The organism is Prevotella sp. P3-92 (assembly GCF_002251205.1).
In the GTDB taxonomy this organism is placed as follows: domain Bacteria; phylum Bacteroidota; class Bacteroidia; order Bacteroidales; family Bacteroidaceae; genus Prevotella.
Genome location: NZ_NPJE01000017.1, coordinates 17,788 through 38,198 on the forward strand (window position 1 = coordinate 17,788; position 20,411 = coordinate 38,198).

At 47.5% G+C, this 20,411-nt stretch carries 18 protein-coding genes; 6 read left to right on the forward strand and 12 right to left on the reverse strand.

Annotation, left to right across the window (positions count from 1 at the left end; genetic code table 11):
• Positions 1–28: 28 nt before the first annotated feature.
• Together CIK93_RS02555 and CIK93_RS02560 are read right to left on the reverse strand one after the other, a co-directional pair.
• A complete protein-coding gene (locus CIK93_RS02555) occupies positions 29–1,357 on the reverse strand; it encodes a Y-family DNA polymerase (RefSeq protein WP_254046715.1) in 1,329 nt (442 codons plus the stop codon).
• Positions 1,302–1,934: a LexA family transcriptional regulator gene (locus CIK93_RS02560; protein ID WP_094446492.1), complete on the reverse strand. Its 633-nt coding sequence runs from the start codon at positions 1,932–1,934 to the stop codon at positions 1,302–1,304. Before CIK93_RS02560 ends, CIK93_RS02555 begins: the two co-directional genes overlap by 56 nt.
• A 615-nt stretch (positions 1,935–2,549) precedes the next feature.
• On the opposite strand from CIK93_RS02560, the gene CIK93_RS02570 reads away from it, so the two are divergent.
• From CIK93_RS02570 to CIK93_RS02580, 3 genes are read left to right on the forward strand one after another with little or no spacing between them, the layout of a single operon-like run.
• The gene (locus CIK93_RS02570; protein WP_371327185.1) at positions 2,550–3,341 is read left to right on the forward strand and encodes a TrmH family RNA methyltransferase; all 792 of its coding nucleotides are present in this window, start codon (positions 2,550–2,552) and stop codon (positions 3,339–3,341) included.
• A 12-nt stretch (positions 3,342–3,353) separates the two neighbouring features.
• Positions 3,354–4,052, forward strand: a complete 699-nt coding sequence (locus CIK93_RS02575; RefSeq protein ID WP_094435898.1) for a DUF2461 domain-containing protein — start codon at positions 3,354–3,356, stop codon at positions 4,050–4,052.
• Positions 4,045–5,022, forward strand: coding sequence for an esterase-like activity of phytase family protein (locus CIK93_RS02580; RefSeq protein ID WP_254046716.1), 978 nt, complete (start codon positions 4,045–4,047; stop codon positions 5,020–5,022). The genes CIK93_RS02575 and CIK93_RS02580 overlap by 8 nt, the downstream gene beginning before the upstream one ends.
• Positions 5,023–5,232: 210 nt before the next feature.
• Here CIK93_RS02580 and CIK93_RS02585 read toward each other — a convergent pair whose 3' ends face one another.
• The 9 genes from CIK93_RS02585 to CIK93_RS02625 form a co-directional block, all read right to left on the reverse strand.
• Positions 5,233–6,213 (reverse strand): GNAT family N-acetyltransferase, encoded by a 981-nt coding sequence (locus CIK93_RS02585; RefSeq protein WP_094446494.1) that lies wholly within the window; start codon positions 6,211–6,213, stop codon positions 5,233–5,235.
• Positions 6,214–6,884: 671 nt separating this feature from the next.
• Positions 6,885–7,715: an orotidine-5'-phosphate decarboxylase gene (gene pyrF / locus CIK93_RS02590; RefSeq protein WP_094435894.1), complete on the reverse strand. Its 831-nt coding sequence runs from the start codon at positions 7,713–7,715 to the stop codon at positions 6,885–6,887.
• A 177-nt stretch (positions 7,716–7,892) separates the two neighbouring features.
• Complete coding sequence (gene prfA / locus CIK93_RS02595; protein ID WP_094390924.1) at positions 7,893–9,002, reverse strand: peptide chain release factor 1; 1,110 nt, start codon at positions 9,000–9,002, stop codon at positions 7,893–7,895.
• Positions 9,003–10,166, reverse strand: a complete 1,164-nt coding sequence (locus tag CIK93_RS02600; protein WP_094390925.1) for an AIR synthase-related protein — start codon at positions 10,164–10,166, stop codon at positions 9,003–9,005.
• Positions 10,167–10,193: 27 nt separating this feature from the next.
• Positions 10,194–10,940 (reverse strand): shikimate dehydrogenase, encoded by a 747-nt coding sequence (locus tag CIK93_RS02605; RefSeq protein WP_094390926.1) that lies wholly within the window; start codon positions 10,938–10,940, stop codon positions 10,194–10,196.
• Positions 10,941–10,956: 16 nt separating this feature from the next.
• A complete protein-coding gene (gene ubiE / locus CIK93_RS02610; protein ID WP_094446495.1) occupies positions 10,957–11,688 on the reverse strand; it encodes a bifunctional demethylmenaquinone methyltransferase/2-methoxy-6-polyprenyl-1,4-benzoquinol methylase UbiE in 732 nt (243 codons plus the stop codon).
• Positions 11,689–11,691: 3 nt separating this feature from the next.
• Entirely contained in the window at positions 11,692–12,639 is a 948-nt protein-coding gene (locus tag CIK93_RS02615) for a phosphoribosylaminoimidazolesuccinocarboxamide synthase (protein ID WP_094446496.1), read from the reverse strand.
• On the reverse strand, positions 12,617–13,588 hold the full coding sequence (locus tag CIK93_RS02620; RefSeq protein ID WP_094446497.1) for a PhoH family protein: 972 nt from the start codon (positions 13,586–13,588) through the stop codon (positions 12,617–12,619). The genes CIK93_RS02615 and CIK93_RS02620 overlap by 23 nt, the downstream gene beginning before the upstream one ends.
• 893 nt (positions 13,589–14,481) lie before the next feature.
• The gene (locus CIK93_RS02625; RefSeq protein WP_094446498.1) at positions 14,482–15,801 is read right to left on the reverse strand and encodes an ATP-binding protein; all 1,320 of its coding nucleotides are present in this window, start codon (positions 15,799–15,801) and stop codon (positions 14,482–14,484) included.
• A 692-nt stretch (positions 15,802–16,493) separates the two neighbouring features.
• Here CIK93_RS02625 and CIK93_RS02630 point away from each other — a divergent pair.
• Genes CIK93_RS02630 through CIK93_RS02640 form a run of 3 tightly spaced genes read left to right on the forward strand, consistent with a single transcriptional unit; the run spans position 16,494 to position 19,152 of the window.
• Entirely contained in the window at positions 16,494–17,114 is a 621-nt protein-coding gene (locus CIK93_RS02630) for an HAD family phosphatase (protein ID WP_094390931.1), read from the forward strand.
• A gap of 16 nt (positions 17,115–17,130) precedes the next feature.
• Positions 17,131–17,952, forward strand: coding sequence for a 3-methyl-2-oxobutanoate hydroxymethyltransferase (gene panB, locus CIK93_RS02635; protein WP_094435884.1), 822 nt, complete (start codon positions 17,131–17,133; stop codon positions 17,950–17,952).
• A gap of 15 nt (positions 17,953–17,967) precedes the next feature.
• Positions 17,968–19,152 (forward strand): MFS transporter, encoded by a 1,185-nt coding sequence (locus tag CIK93_RS02640; protein ID WP_094446499.1) that lies wholly within the window; start codon positions 17,968–17,970, stop codon positions 19,150–19,152.
• Positions 19,153–19,765: 613 nt separating this feature from the next.
• Here the strand turns inward: CIK93_RS02640 and CIK93_RS02645 are convergent.
• A complete protein-coding gene (locus CIK93_RS02645) occupies positions 19,766–20,179 on the reverse strand; it encodes an N-acetylmuramoyl-L-alanine amidase (protein ID WP_094446500.1) in 414 nt (137 codons plus the stop codon).
• Between the last annotated feature and the right edge of the window lie 232 nt (positions 20,180–20,411).

The window sequence follows — 20,411 nt, forward strand, 5'->3', positions numbered from 1 at the left end:
CGTGGATAACAACAATCCGTGTGACATTTCAGATGCGGATAGTAAGGAGTTGAGTGATGTCGGTGAGATAGTTAGGACTACGGTGATCAGATTTCACCATCCAGGCTTGCCGTTCCGTACCTTCCACTGCCAATCGAATGGTTTTCAATCCATAACGGTGGTTAAGGCGGTCTGTCGTGTTCATCAGACTGTTGCGCTCTTGCCGATTATGAATCGTATCAAAAAGGTCGGTCTGCATAGGAGTCGCTGACACAATATCACTGATGACAACACCAGCCTTCTTGTAAAGGATATCGGGATGATAGATGGCTGAAAGCACACGTAGAGCTGCTTGAGTCAGTTCCATGGTGTCCGATGTGGGGAGTAACAAGGACACCGATGCAGTATTGTTGTATTGCGGAAGATCTTCACGAAACCTGTTGCTATAAAGAAATACACTCACCGTCTTGCCTGCAGATCCGTCTGCACGCAACTTATTGGCGCAACTGGCGGAAAAAGAGGCTACTGCTGCCTTTAAGGAAGCAAGGTCGCTGACCATATCACCAAAGCTACGACTGGTGCAGATGGTCTTTCTGCGCACAACCTCTGACGTATCGATAACAGGAATACCATTGAGTTCAAGCCATGTCTGTACTCCTGGCTTGTGTAAATGTGACTTCACCCATGCCTCACTCTTGTCTGCAAACTCCAATGGCGTACTGATGCCGTGATAGTTGAGGCACTCAAGGGTATGACGCCCTATGCCCCAAACATCAGAAAGGTCGAATATCGACAGGGCCTTACGACGCTGTGCGGTACTCTCAATGAGACATACGCCTTTGTAACCACGATATTGCTTGGCAAACTTACTACCCATCTTGGCCAATGTTTTAGTAGGGGCAATGCCAATGCTGACAGGAATATCTGTCCATAGTTGAATCTTACGTCCTATGTCGCGCATCATACCGACAAGGTCGAAATGACCTCCATAGCCTGTTAGATTACAGAAACTCTCGTCGATACTGTAGTTCTCCACCTGATGGATGGAATGGCGTAAGATACTGGTGATACGCTTGCTCATGGCAGCATAGAGATACATATTACCTGAAAACACTTCTACATGATGGGCCTTCACAATGTCTTCCACCTGGAATATCGGGTCACCACGATGAAGACCAATGGCTTTGGCTTCAGGGGTGAGCGCCACAATACAGCCATCGTTGCTCGACAAGACCACCAGGGGCTTGTGGCGCAAACCAGCATGGAATACACGTTCTACCGAACAAAAAAAACTGTTGCAATCTACCAGGGCATACATGGTCTCAATGGGGCTTGTGGATGATATAGGTGACGGTACCCCAAATACTGAATGAATCATTGGGGGTGATCTCTATCTCTGGATAGTCGGGATTGGCAGGAATCAGCCAACCGGTATCACCACGGCGTTCAAAACGCTTGAGGGTGTATTCCCCATTCAGTTCACATACTGCAACTTCCGAAGGAGACGGAGTGCGGTTGCTCTTATCCACAATGACAATATCGCCATCCATAATACCGGCATCAATCATCGAACGCCCTTTGACACGAATCAGATAACAGGCCTCTGGATTGGCACACAACATCTTCAGCAGGTCGATGTCCTGACTGCGCTCGTCGTTGTCGAGGGGTAGGGGAAACCCTGCCACAATACGTACATCGAAGAAAGGCAAGTGCATCTCTTTGAGACGAGTAGCGGGATATACGTTACCCCACGACAAGGTATTGACGGATGCCTCGTCTCCCTGTATGCTTCTGATGATGCAACGCTTGATAAACTCTGTTTTATTCTCCTGTGAATCAATGATATGTGCTACGTCGCCTGGTACACGGAAAGTAAATGATTTACTGTCCGTTGGTGGCCGCCCTGCACCTTTCCGGCGCCCTCCCCATTGCTTGTCTTGCTGTTGTTCTGTCATGAGTCTTGGAATTGATACTGCAAAGTTAAGAAATAATTTTGATTTCCGTCATACACTTTTCAAAGTTTAACACTATACTGTATAACCTTAACGCTAACCCCAAAAAATCCACGGAACACACGGAGGACACGGAGTGTTTAGTGTTTAGAGGTTATGGGTTAGAGGTTATAGATTCTAGTTAAAGATTATTTTCAAGATTTTCATTAAGATTTCGAGCATCTCCGATGCGATCCAAAATAAAACCCTCCCCAAAAGCGAGGAACTCGAGCGCATTTTGGTCAATGATTTTCGTTAAAGATTTTATTTGGAGATAAACTGCGAATCCACAATATTTCTTGCGAAGCAACATCTCATAAAAGATTTCCTCCAAAGATTTCTTGCCTTCAGGCAACTAAAAAAACATCCGTATTAATTCCGTCTAAATTCCGATGATCCGTGTCCTCCGTGTGCTCCGTGGATTATTTAGATTGTCCTCCGTGGATTATTTAGAGTGCCCTCCGTGGATAAATTTCCGGTGATCCGTGCGATATTTGTCGAAGAAAGTCGTAACTTTGCAAATCAAAACCCATTCAGTGCGATGATGCACCACAAATAGCATCAAAACAAAGAATAAATATGATGAACGAAACAGTAATATCAAGTCTTCAGAACCCACAGGTCAAACGACTGGTTCTCCTACAACAGAAATCATCAGAGCGCCGCAAACAAGGCGTCTTCGTCGTTGAGGGACTCCGCGAACTACAACACTGTCAGGAGGCTGGCTATCAGATAGAGTCCGTCTTCCTGTGCCCTGAGTTAGCAAAAGACACCAGACCATCTGCACCACACCTCTTCACCGTGACACCCAAGGTCTATGAGAAAATCGCATACCGAGGATCTACAGAGGGAGTCGTTGCCGTGGTCTTCGACAAACCACTGACGCTGAACGAACTGAAACTGTCTTCATCACCATTACTCGTCATCTTAGAACGAGTAGAGAAGCCTGGCAACCTCGGAGCGGTACTCCGTTCTGCTGATGCTGCACAGGCTGACGCGGTGATCGTCTGCGATCCACTGACAGACCTCCACAACCCTAATCTGATACGCAGCAGTATCGGGGCAATCTTCACTGTACCGACCGTTGCCTGCTCGTCAGAGGAATGTATCCAGTTCTTGAAAGATAGAAACATACAGATTCTGACAGCACAACTGCAGGATTCCCACCTCTATTATGATGTCGATATGCAACAGCCTACTGCTATCGTCATGGGAACTGAAGCCACAGGACTCACCCAACAGTGGCGGGAGGCGGCATCAGCACATATCCGCATCCCTATGTTGGGACGCCTCGACTCCCTTAACGTCAGCGTCTCTGCGGCCATCCTCCTCTTCGAGGCTGTACGACAGCGACAGATTGCAGCACTATAAAAACGACTTTCTATGAATACTACCCTCATATACGACTTCCTCAAGGCTATTGCTGTCAATAACAACAGACAGTGGTTTCAAGAACATAAAAATGAATATCAGACTGCACGACAGGAGTTTGAAACGGAGGCTACACAACTGATACGACAGATTGCTTCCTTCGATCCTACCGTGGCACACCTCTCTGTGAAAGACTGCGTCTATCGTTTCAATCGCGATACGCGCTTCTCACCTGATAAGTCTCCCTATAAGCGCCATTTCTGCGTGTATATCTCTGCCCATGGCAAGAAATCTCTCCATGGCGGCTATTATGTGCATATAGAACCGGGACAGTGTATATTGGCAGTAGGCACCTATTGGCTACCTACCAATATCCTGACGGCATGTCGCAATGAAATCATGGCCAATGAAGAGGAGTGGCTGCGCTGTGTGGAGAATCCCGACTTCCTACATCTCTTTGGTTCTCCCGATTCTGCCACTTGGGAGGATGCGCAAGGGTTTGGTATGACGCATCTGAAAACATGTCCTGTGGGATTTCCACGCGACTATGCCTACCTGCGCTACCTGCGTCAGAAAGACTATTGTTGCTGGCGACGTGTTGATGATGATTTCTTTGCTCAACCCGACTGGATGCAACGCGCCATCGAAATCTTCAAAGTGGCGAAACCCATGATGGATTTCATCAATAGTGTGGTCGATGACTATGAATAAACGGTTGCTGGTCATCGCTGTGCTCCTGATGGTCGTCATACATCAGGTAATAGCACAGATATTGCCTGATACAACATTCCTGGTTGAAGGCTTACCGCAACATCATTTCCCTTCATCTGTACCACCGGGTAACTATAGTGGGATAACACCATTGGGCAACAACCGATATGCTGTGGTTGACGATAAGGCTGCTACCAGTGGCTTCCATGTCTTTACTATGATGGTTGACTCTGTTTCTGGTGAACTCACGGATGTCCGTCATGAGGGCTTCCGTTCTTCTGCCATTCCCAACCGTGATGAAGAGGGGATTGCGTTGTTCACTCCCGATAGCACCCTGTTTATCAGTGGTGAACACGATAATGCGGTTCTGGAATATTCCCTTGCAGGACAGTTGACTGGACGTCGCCTCGATATCCCCACCGTAATCCGTCGGGCACATGCCAACCAAGGTCTGGAGGCGCTGACCTATCACTCTGCCTCTCACCATTTCTGGACGGTTACAGAAGCGCCACTCGCTGGTGAGACCTCACAACGCCTGTTGCAGTTTTCTGACAGTCTTACCTGTTCTGGGCAATGGCGCTATGTGATGGATGCCCCACAAAGCAATAAACGCAGAGGTACCGATGTCTATGGGGTGTCTGCACTGACAGCGCTTCCCGATGGTCGCTTATTGGTATTGGAACGTGAGTTCTTTGTGGCCCAACACTATATCGGCTCTTTTGTGACCTGTCGCCTGTTTCTGATTGATCCCCTCCATACAGCGGAAGACGCGGTGCTCCCCAAACAGTTACTCTACTCTTGGACCACGCGGTTGAATCTCACCACCCAGCATATTGCGAACTACGAGGGTATGTGTCTTGGGCCACGCCTCCCTGACGGTCGCCAGGTCCTTATCCTGGTCGCCGATTCCCAGAATCAGTATAAAGGGGTATTGAAAGATTGGTTCAAAACCTTACTGTTGTCTTACTGACTTTATCCACGGAACACACTCTAATAATCCACGGAACACACTCTAATAATCCACGGAACACACGGAGTACACGGAAAAAGATTCTAGTTAAAGATTATATTTATGGTGCCTGAGTGATAGATTATTTCTTGCGTCAGCAACATCTAAACAAAGATTTCCTCCAAGATTTCTTGCGCTCGCGCAACCCAAAAATATCCGTATAAATTCCGTTTAAATTCCGATGATCCGCCAAAGCCACGTAAAGAAATGATTCACCCATTTGATGGGAGTCAGAAACCACCGGTAGGTGCTACATTCCTTGCCACCGAACCGAAGGATGAAGTCACGATAGGGATTCCTACGAAACGGCATACCTACGTTGAGGAAACGCACATGGTCATAACCCGCCTCGTGGGCATCCGTCATCGCCTTCCATAACGTCACAGAGAGAGGATGCAGTGGCGCCATCGATTTCCGACGCGCAGCAGAATACCAGAGATACACATCGTTTTCAGAATAGATACATACCGCAGCACCGATCACATGTCCATGAAACAAGGTGATGAAGATCTGACAGTGACCGTCATCCATCAGCGAACGGAAGAAGGATGCTGGTGGTTGATAGTGGTAGGGCTTCAACCAGTTGTACTGACTGAGGAGTTTGAAGAAGGCATCGAATTCCTCGTCATTCTCCACCTTCTTGGTCACCGCACCTCGCGCGATACCGTTCTCTATACGGTGTAGCAGGCGTTCTGAGATACGGTCCTGTGGTGGGGCAGAGTGGAGGGAGTTATGCACAGACATCCATTTCACGGGGAAGAAATCCATGCGCCGCAAGGCACCATAGCCAAACATCTTCTGCTCGAAACCTAACAGTTCAAAATACAACACCTGGTGTTGCAGCTTGTTCTTGAGTGCACTGACCATCATGTCAAACACCTCCTCCCGGTTGTTGACACCGCGTTCATATTCCCCTTCTCCTATGATCCATGCGTGTTGCATGAGGAACGGTGGTATCCAGAGTCTGTGTTGGCGCACCACCGCAAGTAGGTGGGCGACAACCTGTTCGTCATCGTCGCTCACCACGACCATATAGGGTTTCTGTCGTTGTGCGTCTTCGTAGATCTGCATCAATTGCCTGCTATGGAAATACTTCCTGCAGGGGAAATCGGGCAACTCTACCACATGCTCATAGATTCTCGTTCTCATCATCTCTTCCTTTTATATCACACAGCTCCCACCGATCTTTTTTAATCCACGGAACACACGGAGGACACGGAGTGTTTAGAGTTTAGAGGTTATAGTTTAAAGATTTTGATTCATAGGTAATTGAATAATTTCTGGCCTCCGGCCATATTTTATTAAAGATTTCCTCCAAAGATTTCTAGCGTAGCTACTAAAAAACCACGGAACACACGGAGGACACGGAAAAAGATTCTAGTTAAAGATTATTCTAAAGATTTTCTTTAAGATTTCGAGCATCTCCGATGCGATCCATAATAAAACCCTCCCATAGAGCAACGTACTGTTGCGCATTTTCAGTTAGGATTCTTCTAAAGATTTTGATACACAAGCAAAAACGGGCTGAAAGCCCAATGGTTTCCCTAGCCCAGGGCAACACCCTGAGGAAGAGCGCATTCTGGTAAGGATTTTGTTTAAAGATTTTGTTTTCATCCTACGAGGTTCTTACTCATAATAATTTCTGGCCATAGGCCATATTTTTATTAAAGATTTCCTCCAAGATTTCTTGCGCTCGCGCAACCCAAAAATATCCGTATAAATTCCGTTTAAATTCCGATGATCCGTGTCCTCCGTGGATTATTCAGAGTGCCCTCCGTGGATTATTCAGAGTGTCCTCCGTGGATTATTCAGAGTGTGAGATTTCAGATGACTCCGGCAGATTGCAGCTGTACAGCCATTTGCTCTTGGAGCTCCTTGGCCTTTTGGCCAGCAACCTCAGCGAAGTCGCTACCCGTTGAGGCATAGATGATGCCACGTGACGAGTTCACCAATAAGCCACAGTCGCTGGTCATACCATAGCGACAAACCTCTTCCAGACTACCGCCCTGAGCACCAACACCGGGAACCAACAGGAAATGCTCCGGAGCCAGTTTTCTGATGTCTTCAAACATACGACCCTGGGTGGCACCCACCACATACATCATATTATCCTTCGTGCCCCACTGCTGACTCTTCTTCAATACCTTCTCAAACAAACGCTCACCCTGTTCGTCGGTCGTCATTTGGAAATCGAGAGAACCCTTGTTGGAGGTCAGCGCCAACAGGATAACCCAGTGACCCTCATAACCGAGGAAGGGAGTCACACTGTCTTCACCCATGTAGGGAGCCACCGTCAGCGAGTCGATGTCATACTCCTCAAAGAAGGTACGCGCATACATCGCAGAGGTATTGCCGATATCACCACGCTTCGCATCAGCGATGATGAAATGATGGGGGTAGTTCTCCTTGAGGTATTTCACGGTCTTCTCAAACGATATCAACCCCTTCACACCAAAAGCCTCGTAGAAGGCCAGGTTGGGCTTGTATGACACACAGTAGGGGGCTGTGGCATCGATGATGGCTTTGTTGAACGAGAAGATAGGATCTTCCTCATTAAGAATATGTTGTGGCACTTTCTTCAAGTCTGTGTCGAGACCTACACAGAGGAAAGACTTCTTCGTCTTGATCTGTTCGATGAGTTGCTGTCTGTTCATAATCTATTTTTTTGTTTCTGTTTTTGGAGGTTCTTTTTGCTGGTCTGTTGTACGTTTCATAGAGGTTATGAGGTTCACGAATTCCTCGGTGGCAACAGTCTTCTTGTTGTCATCCTTCTCGTCGTTTCGTCTGGTATAAAACTGTCCCATGTTATTGTTGATTTAGAGTTTATTGATTTAGAGTTCGTTCTCCTTCATGCGCTCGGCATTCTCTGCCACGGTGAGGGCATCGATCATCGCCTGGATGTCACCGCCGAGGAATCCCTGCAGGTCGTGTGTCGTATAACCGATACGGTGGTCGGTGACACGACCCTGTGGGAAGTTATACGTACGGATCTTGGCAGAACGGTCTCCGGTAGAGACAAGCGATTTTCTACGTGATGAGATGTCATCCACATATTTCTGATGCTCCTTGTCGTAGATGAAGGTATAGAGGCGCGACAACGCACGCTCTTTGTTCTTAGGCTGGTCACGGGTCTCCGTACACTCGATGAGAATCTCTTCGGTCTCACCGGTATTCGGATTCTTCCACATATAACGCAGACGCACACCCGATTCTACCTTGTTCACATTCTGTCCTCCTGCACCGGAACTGCGGAAGGTGTCCCATTTGATCTCTCCTTCGTTGATATGTACTTCAAACTTATCGGCTTCGGGGAGTACGGCAACAGTGGCGGCACTGGTATGCATACGACCCTGGGTCTCGGTAGCTGGTACACGTTGCACGCGGTGTACACCCGATTCGTATTTCAGCGTACCATAGACATCAGCACCGCTCACGGCAAAGTCTATTTCCTTGAAACCGCCTACTGCACCTTCCGATACCGAGGTGATGGAGAGGTTCCATCCCTTCGAGTCGCAATAGCTCTTGTACATCTTAAAGAGGTCACCGGCAAAGAGGGCTGCCTCATCACCTCCTGTTCCTGCGCGGATCTCCATCTGCACATTCTTGGCATCTTCCGGATCTTTCGGGATGAGGGCGATCTTGATCTCTTCTTCCAACTGGGGTTGGAGGCGCTCGTTCTCCGAGAGTTCCTCACGTGCCATTTCCTTCATCTCTGCATCGTCCTCATTGGCAAGGATATCCTTGGCTTCCTTGATACTGTTCAGACAGGCGATATAACGCTTGCGGGCATCCATGATATCTCCCAAGTCTTTGTATTCCTTGGTGAGCTTGACAAAACGGTTCTGGTCGGCAATGACAGATGGGTCGGTGATGAGTGTTGACACTTCCTCAAAACGTGCCTCTAGTCCGTCGAGTTTCTGTAATATGCTGTTACTTTCCATTTAGTAGTTGAATGTTCCGAATTCTGATTGTATAGTAAGACTCTTCTGACCTTCTTCGATATGACCCACGACCTGTGCGTCGATGTTAAACGACTTACTGATGGCGATGACGCGTTCTGCCACTTCCGGACGTACGTAGATCTCCATACGGTGTCCCATATTGAATACCTGATACATCTCACGCCAGTCGGTGCCTGAACATTCGTGGATGGCATGGAACAATGGGGGGACGGGGAACATATTGTCTTTCACTACACGACAGTTGTCGCTCACGAAATGCAATACCTTGGTCTGGGCTCCACCGGTGCAGTGTACCATGCCGTGTATCTCTGGGCGCAACTCATCAAGGAGCTTCTTGATGACAGGAGCATAGGTGCGGGTGGGGGAGAGCACGAGCTGTCCGGCATCCACAGGGGATCCCTCTACAGCGTCGGTCAGTTGGTATTTACCGCTATAGACGAGTTCGTCGGGGACGGCATGGTCGAAACTCTCTGGGTATTTCTCTGCCAGGTATTTGGCAAACATATCATGGCGTGCTGACGTCAGTCCGTTACTGCCCATACCGCCGTTGTAACGCTTCTCGTAGGTGGCTTGGCCTGTTGACGACAGTCCTACAATGACGTCACCGGGACGGATATTGGCATTGTCGATGACATCGCTGCGCTTCATGCGGCAGGTGACGGTAGAGTCCACGATGATGGTGCGCACCAGGTCGCCTACATCGGCTGTCTCACCACCTGTGGGATAGATGCCGATTCCCATCTCACGCAACTCTCCCAAGAGTTCGTCGGTGCCGTTGATGATGGCGGAGATGACCTCACCGGGAACGAGTTTCTTGTTGCGTCCGATGGTCGAACTCACCAGGATGTTGTCAACGGCTCCTACGCAGAGCAGGTCGTCGGTATTCATCACGATGGCATCCTGTGCGATACCCTTCCATACACTGAGGTCACCAGTCTCCTTCCAATAGAGGTAGGCGAGTGATGACTTCGTTCCTGCACCGTCTGCGTGCATGATATTACAGTATTCGGGATCCCCTCCTAATATATCGGGGATGATTTTACAGAAAGCCTGTGGGAAGACTCCTTTGTCGATGTTCTTAATGGCGTTGTGAACATCTTCTTTGGCGGCACTGACACCGCGCATCATATATCTGTTGTCCATAATCTAATATTTAAATAGGTGGTTGTCTTATTTCTCGTGCCAGAACTCCCAACTGGCAAAAGCTTGCAGCAGGAGCATCTCCAGGCCGTTCTTCACATTGGCTCCGCGCGCTGCTCCTTTCTTCATGAAGAGGGTCTCGTCGGGGTTGTAGATGAGGTCATAGAGGATGGTGTGGCTGTCCATCGCGTCATAGGGCAGCATCGGACAGGCCTCGGTCTTGGGATACATGCCCACAGGGGTGCAGTTGACGATCACATTATATTCCTTGATGACATCAGGGGTGATGCGTTCATACTGTATCGTGTCGGGGCGCTCGTATCTGCTGACAAACACGGTCTCAAGTCCAAGGTTATGCAACCCGTAGTTGACGGCCTTCGACGCTCCTCCTGTACCGAGGATAAGGGCTTTCTTATGCCATTTCTTGTCGAGCATGGGTTCTATACTCTTCGTGAATCCTATCACGTCTGAGTTATAACCCTTCAGCGTAATCTCTTTCCCCGTGTGTGTCACCCGTATCACGTTGACGGCTCCGATGGCGCGTGCCTCTGGAGAGATGGTGTCCAGGAAGGGGATGACCTTCTCTTTATAGGGGATGGTCACATTGAGTCCTTTGAGGTTCGGGTTGGAGTCGAGTACTTCGGGAAGTGAGTCGATGGTCGGAATTTCAAAGTTCTCATAAACTGCATCGATGCTTTCATCAGCAAATTTCTGATTGAAATAGCTGATGGAGAAGGAGTGGCCAAGGGGATAGCCGATGAGTCCGTATTTATCCATTTGTCTATGTATTGTTCTATTTCGTTGCTTGATACATGGTGCAGATGCCGAAGGTCAGTCGTCGGAAGGAGGCTTCGGCAAATCCTGCTTTCTTCAGTATTCCTACCATCTGTTCTCCCTGTGGGAATGCCTCGATCGTACGGGTGAGGTACGAATAGGCGGAACTGTCTTTAGAGATGAGTCTGCCATAGAGGGGGAGCACGGTATGGGAGTAGAGGTGGAAGAGTTGGCGCATGGGGAATGCCACGGGGGTGGTGAGTTCCACGATACTCAGATGGCCTCCGGGTTTCAATACCCTGCAGATCTCTCGGAGTCCTTGGTCGAGGTCTGCGAAGTTACGGATGCCGAAGGCTGCCGTCACGGCATCGAAGGTATCGCTGTCGTAGGAGAGGTGCAGACAGTCTTCTTTGTCAAACGAGATGATGTCCTGCAAGCCTTCCTGCTCCACTTTCTGACGCCCGATCTCCATCATGCCCTCGCTGATGTCTGCCCCTATGAGTGTGGTGGGCTTCAACAGCTTGGCGGCTAAGATGGCGAAATCGCCTGTTCCTGTGGCAATATCGAGGATGGTCTGTGGCTGATAGGGTGCCAGTTGACCGATGGCTTTCTTCCGCCATCCCCGGTCTATGTCCCACGAGAGACGATGGTTTAGGGTATCGTAGGTGGGAGCGATGTTGTCAAACATCTGCTCCACCTGCGTTGTCTTCTCGCCCTCGTGATAGGGCTTGATCGTCTCTTGCTGATACATCCTTTATCTTGTCTTCAGATAGTTGGCAACATTCTTCTCGATGCGTGCAGCGATATCGTCGTTGTCGCTGGCCTTGACAAAGTTCTCTCCGGTGATATGCTCATAGAGCTCGATATAGCGCTCGCTGACGCTCTCTGCATAGGCATCGGTGATCTCTGGCATGGTCTGGCCGGGCTCGTTCATGAAGTTATGTTCGATGAGCCACTGGCGTACAAACTCCTTCGACAACTGCTTCTGGGGCTCTCCCTTCTCAAATTTCTCTTCGTAGCCGTCAGCATAGAAGTAACGTGAGGAGTCGGGGGTGTGGATCTCGTCGATGAGATATACCTTTCCATCGCGCTTTCCAAATTCGTATTTGGTATCTACGAGGATGAGGCCCTGCTTGGCGGCAATCTCCTGTCCGCGTGCAAAGAGGCGACGGGTGTAGTCTTCCATCACAGCATAGTCTTCTGCTGATACGATACCCTGTGCGATGATCTCCTCGCGTGAGATATTCAGGTCGTGACCCTCATCAGCCTTTGTTGTCGGGGTGATGATAGGCTCTGGGAAACGCTGGTTCTCCTTCATGCCTTCGGGCAGTTTCACACCGCAGATCTCTCTGCATCCGTTCTTGTAGTCTCTCCATGCCGAACCGGTGAGAATGCCTCTGATGATCATCTCCACGCGAAAACCTTCACATTTCAGACCGACAGTCACCATGGGGTCTGGTGTGGCGAGTTTCCAGTTGGGGCAGATGTCGCTGGTGGCATCGAGGAATCTCGCTGCAATCTGGTTGAGCACCTGTCCCTTGAAGGGAATACCTTTGGGCAGGATTACGTCAAAGGCCGAGATACGGTCTGTGGCAACCATGACCATCAGGTCGTCGTTGATGTTGTAAACGTCGCGTACCTTTCCGTGGTACACACTCTGTTGTCCTTCAAAGTTGAAGTCAGTCCTTGTTAATGCTTTCATCTTTTTTATTTGTTTTTTTATCAAACTTCTCGTAGGCGTTGACGATACGTGTCACGAGTTTATGGCGCACGATATCTTTTCTGTTGAGTTCCACCACACCTATTCCTTCAATGCCTCGCAGGATGGAGAGCGCCTCTTTCAGTCCGCTCTTCTGTTCGTGTGGCAGGTCTATCTGTGTCATATCACCCGTGATGATCATCTTGGTGTTCCATCCCATGCGTGTCAGAAACATACGTATCTGTTGGGGGGTGGTGTTCTGTGCTTCATCCAGTATGACGACCGCATCAGACAGGGTGCGTCCGCGCATAAACGCCAATGGCGCGATCTGTATGATGTGCTTCTCCATCATATCCTGCAGTTTCACCTGTGGCAACATATCCTCCAGGGCGTCATAGAGTGGTTGCAGGTATGGGTCTATCTTATCTTTCATGTCACCGGGAAGGAATCCCAGTTTCTCTCCGGCTTCCACGGCAGGTCGTGACAGAATGATTTTCTTCGCCGTCTTCTCTTTCAGTGCTTTCACCGCCAGGGCGATAGAGAGGTATGTCTTTCCCGTTCCTGCCGGTCCCACGGCAAACACCATATCGTTATCGTTATAGGCATCTATCAATGCCTGTTGGTTCTCCGACCGTGCCTTGATAGGTCTTCCTGCCATAGAATAGCAGACGACACCGTCCGGTACTTCGTCCTTGGTACGGTGTCCTTTCACGATATCGAGGATATCCTCTGCTTGCAGCGCATTGAATTTCAGCACGTGTTGTCTTATTTTCTCGGCACTCTCTTCAAATGCCGCCATTTGTTCCTCATCGCCAAGCATTCTGATCACATTGTCTCGTGCCACAATGCGAAGTTTAGGAAACAGCGCCCTCATCATCTGCAGATGTGCGTTCCCTGCTCCATAGAACACCACAGGATCAATATCCTCTAATACTATATGTTTCTCTATCAAAATCTTCCTTTTTTCAATTTCGTTGCAAAGGTACGATTAAGCGAGCGAAATACAAAATAAACCCGCGTTTATTTTTATATCCGAGTGAAAGTACCTTCGATCGCAGGTCAAAGGTAGTGCAAATCGAGTGAAATACAAAATAAACCCCGGTTTATTTTTATTTCCGAGATGCCGCCTACCTTCGCCTTCAGGTCAAAGGTAGTGCAAATCGAGTGAAATACAAAATAATCATCGGATTGTTTTCGTTAAGTCATGAACAGAATAAAGCTTGCTTTGATTATGCCATGGCGAGAAAACAAAGGCATAGCCAATTTAAACGGATTTAAACGGAAAAAGATTCTAGTTAAAGATTATTCTTAGGATTTTCGTTAAGATTTCGAGCCTGTAAGGAGATCCCCATAAAAATTCCTCTATAAAGCGAGGAACTCGAGCGTATTCTAGTCAAAGATTTTTGTTAAAGATTATGTTTATGAAGGCTGAATAATAGATTTCTGGCCCCCGGCCATTCTTTAAAGAAGATTTCCACATAAGATTTCTAGCCATAGGCTACAAAAAACACGGAATACATAGAAAACGGATGTTAGTTAATTTTTGCTATCTCCCTACTAGGTAATTACTTTTGTCCTTACAGGACGTAGGTGTATATGTTACATCAAGTCCACAGGGTGTTACCCTGGGCTAAGGAAGCCATTGGGCCTTCAGCCCGTCGTTGCTTGTGTATCCAAAATCATATTCTTAAAGATTATGTTTACGGAGGCTGAGTGAATAAATCATTTCTGGCCTCCGGCCATTCTTTAAAAAAGATTTCCTCCAAGATTTCTTGCGCTCGCGCAACCAAAAAAATAATTCCGTTTAACATCCGTTTAAATTCCGATGATCCGATGATCCGTGGATTACATATCCTCCATCGACAAACCTTGGTATTCAATATTGAATTTCTTGAATTTACCTGTACTCTGAAAGAAATGCTCTGCTTTATCTTTTAAGATACCGATGTTGATATCCTGGGCTTGGCGTTTTACCTCATAAAAAATAACTTTCTTTTCCAGTTCATCGGCAGCGATAATATCAATTTCGTTCTCGCCTTTTCTGTCCCACCAGGAAGCAATCTGTGTATATTCTTCACTTTCTATCATCTTTGCCGTAAAATATCTTTCCAGAACCTTACCGGTGTATGTGGTGTAGTTCTTGTCAATAACCATCTTTAGTTTTTTATTGGCGCCAACCTCTATCATATATCCATATTTATAGATGTAGCGAAACCAAACGCGAAGGAAGTTGTCTTCTATCTGATAACGTATGTTTCGATTGGTCTTTTGAAACATCGGGGTATAACGGGATATCAAGCAATAGTCATTCTCCAGTTTGGTGAGATAGCCCGCAAGTTCTGTTTTCATGATACTTTCAATTTCACTACGAGTCGTGTGACCAGAAGCGATAAGTTGTAATATCTCGAAATAACGGGCATAGTCTTTGCCAAATTCTTCTATCAGCATATTTTTCCCTTCGTATATGAAATAAGAGTTTTTGGCAACAAACCTCTCTGTCATCTCTTCCTTGGTCGTGGCTCCTGTATCCATCATCATTTCAACATATTCTGCCACACCGCCAGTGTAACTGTATAGTGCCAGTAAATCTTCGTTGGTGTAGGATGGATTATATGTAGAGATGATTTCCTTGATAACAGAAGGGGGAAATGGAGTGACTTTTATTTCTCCAGTCTGCCTGCCGTAGAGAGGTTGTTTGTTGTTTTTAAAGATGATGTTCATCAACGAATAAACAGAACCGCAGACCACGAGATTGATATGAGCTTCCTGTTTGTTGAGATCCCAAATCTTTTGCATGTCTGAAAAGATTGAGGGATTAACCCGCTTGAAATCTTGAAACTCATCAATGACGAGTGTGATAGGACGAGTCTTGGACAGTTGCAGCAGATATTTAAAAATGTCTGCAAAACGTGTAACCTCGCCGAGAATAGGAAACTGTAGCTTGCTTGTCATCTCTTCGATAAAATCTCTGCAGAGCTCTGCTTCTGATTTTCTTGCAACAAAAAAATACAGCATATCCTGCACATCCTCGTATGCTTTTATCAACAAGGACGTCTTTCCGCTACGTCTGCGTCCAGTCACGATAGTGAAACGAGCCGTTTGCAAAGAAAGGTTTCTTGTTTCTTGCAACTCTTTTATTTCGTTATGTCTTCCAAAAAATTTCATAATACTACATATTTAGAACTTCATTTTCGATGAAAATTTTTCCGAAACCGCCATTTCTGAAACAGCGATTTCGAATGCAAAGATAATAAAATTACTTGAATATCAACCTGTTTGTTCGTCGTTTTAAGTTTTTTTATTTATTCCCTTCAGGTGTACTCCGGTAAAAAATCCACGGAACACACGGAAGACACGGAGTGTTTAAAGGTTAGTGTTTAGTGTTTAGTGGTTAGCGTTAAGGTTAGCGTTAAGGTTATAGTTTAAAGTTTATAGATTCTAGTTAAAGATTCTCTTTGAGATTTTCATTAAGATTTCGAGCATCTCCGATGCGATCCCCAAGAAACCCCTCCTGCAAAGCAACGTACTGTTGCGCATTCTGGTAAGGATTTTGTTTAAAGATTTTGTTTTCATCCTACGAGGTTCTTACTCATAATAATTTCTGGCCGCAGGCCATATTTTTATTAAAGATTTCCTCCAAAGATTTCTTGCGCTCGCGCAACCAAAAAACATCCGTTTAACATCCGTTTAAATTCCGATGATCCGTGTCCTCCGTGCCCTCCGTGGATCATTCAGAGTGCCCTCCGTGGATCATTCAGAGTGATTTCCGTGAGACATAATAATTTAAAGTGAGAGATTTTCTTGGTTGTTGCTTATAAAATATGTACCTTTGCAGCCGATTTTAAGATAACAACAACATGAAAGCAGCATTATTCGACTTGGATGGAGTCGTCTTCGATACAGAACCCCAATACACAATCTTCTGGGGACAACAGTGCAGAGAGTTCCATCCAGAACACCCCGGACTGGAACACGAAATAAAAGGCCAGACACTCGACCAAATCTATGACGCATGGTTCGATGGACCCCTGAAAGACAAACGAACCCTCATCACAGAACGCTTGAATAAATATGAAGAGGAGATGGACTATCTCTATGTGAAGGGCTTCGAACAAACCATCAAACTACTGCGTAGCCATGGTGTGAAGACCGCTGTCGTCACCAGTTCCAACCAAGCCAAGATGGAGAATGTCTATCGCCGACATCCTGAGTTCAAAACCTATTTCGATGCCATCCTCACTTCCGAGGACTTCGAATACTCTAAACCGCATCCCGACTGCTACCTGAAGGCAGCAGCACGCTTTGGGGTAAACCCCACCGACTGCGTGGTCTTCGAAGATAGCTTCAACGGACTGCGCTCCGGACGTGCCGCAGGCATGACCGTCGTGGCACTGGCTACAACCAATGCACCGGAACAGATTGCACCACTCAGCGATGAGGTTATCAAAGACTTTAGCGAATATATTCCAAAACTCTAATAATTAATAAGATATAATGGCAGGATATTTGGTTAGTGACACCAGAAAAGTCACATCATGTCGATTAAAGGAAATGAAACAAAAAGGTGAGAAGATTGCCATGCTCACCTCTTACGATTTTACGATGGCAGGTATTGTCGATGGTGCTGGCGTTGATGCCATCCTCGTTGGCGATTCCGCTTCTAATGTCATGGCTGGCAATGCCACCACACTCCCTATCACCGTCGATGAGATGATTGTCTATGCTCGTTCGGTAGTAAGAGCTGTCAAACGTGCCTTTGTGGTCTGCGATATGCCCTTCGGTAGCTATCAGGTGACTGCCGATGATGGTGTACGCAATGCAGTACGCATCATGAAAGAGACAGGTTGCGATGGCGTGAAGATAGAGGGTGGGGCAGAGATTGCCGATATGATACGCCGCATCGTCGGTGCGGGCATCCCCGTAGTGGGACACCTCGGTCTCACCCCACAGTCTGTGAATGTCTTCGGCGGCTATGGACTGCGTGCGAAAGAGGAGGCTGAGGCTGCCAAACTCCTGGCTGATGCCCATGCCCTTGAAGAGGCTGGCTGCTGTGCTGTCACCCTGGAGAAGGTTCCTGCTGCACTTGCCACACAGGTGTCTCGCGAACTCACCGTTCCTACCATTGGTATCGGTGCAGGTAATGGCTGCGACGGACAGGTCCTCGTGGTACACGATATGCTGGGCATGAACAAGGGCTTCAAACCGAAGTTCCTCCGCCATTACGCCCAACTCCATGATACCATCACCGATGCTGTAGGACAGTATGTGGGTGATGTGAAAACAGGCGATTTCCCCAACGATAACGAGTCTTACTAATCGCGCTATATCCCGATGAACGCACAGAATACCCCTGTTCATATCCGCCTTTGGCATAGAGAGTTCTGGCAGATGGCTTTAGCAAACCTGCTGTTGTCTATGTCGGTCTATATCCTCTATCCGCTGTTGCCGCAATGCTTGGAGGATAACGGACATTTCACGGCGGTAGAAACAGGGGGCTCTATGGCGGTCTTCGCCTTGGGCTTGTTCCTCTTCGGTCCCTTCTGTTCGTTCCTTGTGCAACACTATCGGCGCAACAAGGTATGCCTCTGGTCTATCGTCATCATGGCGGCATGTCTTGGTGTCCTATGGTATCTCTTTGACGGTGGGTGGCCCTCTGCCACCTTCCCCCTCGTCATGCTGTTGCGATTGGTACAAGGTGCCACCTTCGGTTTGGCACAGATGATACTCTCCAGCACCCTCGTCATCGACACCTGTGAGTCCTACCTCCGTACAGAGGCAAACCACAGCATGTCGTGGTTCGGACGTTTCGCCCTGTCCCTCGGTCCATTGGCAGGTCTTTTTGCCACCCGCCATTTCCACATGCCTGTTCCTGATGCGTTATGGATGGCGGTAGGCTGTGCCTTATTCGCTTTCCTGTTGATCCGCATGGTTAAATTCCCGTTCCGTGCCCCTTCCGATCATGTCACTCTGTTCAGCACCGACCGTTTCTGGTTAGGCAGTGGCTTCATTCTTTTCGTCAACCTGCTCCTCATCTCCGTGGCAGTAGGTATGGTCTTGGCATTAGCCACCACCATCGATTTCTATGCCGGTATCATGGTTGGCTACCTCTTCGCCCTGTTAGCCTGTCGTTTCGTCTTCCGTGATGCAGAACTCAAGAGTGAGGTTGTCAGTGGCCTCATCCTGTTCTTGGCAGCCCTCCTCCTGTTGATGGTACGTCCCACAGCATCCTCCGACTTCATCGCTGCCGCCCTGATAGGCATCGCCATCGGCCTCATCGGTTCCCGTTTCCTCCTGTTCTTCATCAAACTCAGTCGCCATTGTCAGCGTGGCACCTCCCAGAGCACCTATATGCTGGCATGGGAGAGTGGCATCGCCCTCGGCGTCGGCATCACCTACGCCCTCCCAGCCTCCCGCTACACCACCTCCCTGACCACCTCCCTCATCCTCGTCTCCCTCGCCATGCTCATCTACAACCTCTACACCCACCGTTGGTTCGAACACCACAAAAACCGGTAATCTTTCAACCTCTAACGATAACCTTAACCCTAACAACACGGAGTGTTTAGTTTATAGGTTATAGTTTATAGGTTAGTGTTTAGTGGTTAGAGTTTATAGTTTATAGTTTAAAGGTTATGGGTTATAGGTTAGTGGTAATGGGTTATAGGTTAGTGGTTATAGTTTATAGATTCTAGTTAAAGATTATTTTCAAGATTTTCATTAAGATTTCGAGCATCTCCGATGCGATCCCCAAGAAACCCCTCCTGCAAAGCAACGTACTGTTGCGTATTTTCATCAAAGATTATAGTTAAAGATTATATTTATGGAGGCTGAATGATAGATTATTTCTTGCGAAGCAACATCTTAAAGAAGATTTCCTCCCAGATTTCTTGCCTTCAGGCAACTAAAAATCCACGGAGCACACTGAGGACACGGAGAACACAGAAAAGATTTTTGTTAAAGATTCTTCTTAATATTTTCGTGTGTAATTGAATTATTTCTTGCGAAGCAACATCTTAAAAAAGATTTCCTCCAAAGATTTCTTGCGAAGCAACCCCCCAAAAAATATCCGTATAAATTCCGTCTAAATTCCGATGATTCGATGATCAGTGTCCTCCGTGTCCTCCGTGGATTATTCAGAGTGTATTCCGTGGACCTTAAACCCAGGGCAGAACGGCTTCCGTGGATCCAGGTCACAGTGTCCCACGACGAGAGCCTTAGGATACCGTTCCTTCAGTTCCTTGATGAGTTTCCACAGTGCAATCTTCTGTTCAGGCGTCCTGGTATCCTTGGGAGTCTTCCCATCCACATCCAGTCCTCCGACATACGCCACTCCGATAGAGTGTTTGTTATGGTTCTTACAGTGGGCCCCCACCAGATCCTCCGCTCTACCTTTCTCGATGGTCCCATCCGTAGGAATCACATAGTGATACCCACATCCTTTCCATCCCAATGACCGGTGATACCGATCGATGTCCTTTACTCTCAGCGTGCTTCCCGCTTTATTAGCGGTACAATGCACAACAATCAATGTTATTGTTCTCATATTACTTTCAAATTTTTAACTGAACTTTCGCATGTGGGGAAGTTAAGGGAAGTTAGGGAAGTTAGAGAGAAGTTAAGGGACAAATGTCCTACGTCTTACGGCAAAAGGCTATTGTCTCTTAACTTCCCGAACGACCGTAGGAAGTGATAACTTCCATTTTATGGCACCTTTTCTCGCCATGACAGAATTAAAGCGAGCTTTATTCTGCTCATTTGGCTTAACGAAAACGTTC